The sequence below is a fragment of the Jeotgalibacillus sp. S-D1 genome (assembly GCF_004358665.1).
Classification (GTDB): domain Bacteria; phylum Bacillota; class Bacilli; order Bacillales; family Jeotgalibacillaceae; genus Jeotgalibacillus.
Map to the genome: position 1 here is coordinate 1 of NZ_SMZR01000048.1, position 522 is coordinate 522.

1 tRNA gene and 1 rRNA gene are annotated in these 522 nt (G+C 40.8%); both read left to right on the forward strand.

What is annotated here, in order from left to right:
* Positions 1-4 precede the first annotated feature (4 nt).
* Positions 5-80, forward strand: a tRNA-Ala gene (locus E2R51_RS20600).
* 329 nt (positions 81-409) lie between these two features.
* A 23S ribosomal RNA gene (locus E2R51_RS20605) occupies positions 410-522 on the forward strand; the annotation flags it as partial.

Consider the following 522-nt stretch of genomic DNA (forward strand, 5'->3'; position numbering starts at 1 on the left):
ATACGGGGCCATAGCTCAGTTGGTAGAGCGCCTGCCTTGCACGCAGGAGGTCAGGAGTTCGACTCTCCTTGGCTCCACCATATTGGATTACGGATTAAGAGTGCATAAAATAGAATTAAGTGATTGATCTTTGTAATAAAGGTAATGATTACTTACTTCTGTTTTATACAGAAACTATATGACGATCTGATGAAGACGTTATTACTATTTAAAAACATAGATATGAGTTGTAATACGGTTAGACGATGAATCATTCACTGAGCCATTGTCTAACCAGATAACCAACCTTTTAATGACATCAGTTGTTATCCCAAGGGGTTGGTTATCAAAGTAAAGAGAACTGAATCAAGCGTAAATTATCAAGGTGATATCGTTATAATTACAGACTAAAGACCCTTTGGGGTTGTATGGTCAAGTAATTAAGCGCACATGGTGGATGCCTTGGCAGTCAGAGGCGATGAAAGACGTGACAGCCTGCGATAAGCTTCGGGGAGGCGGCAATATCCTGTGATCCGGAGATTT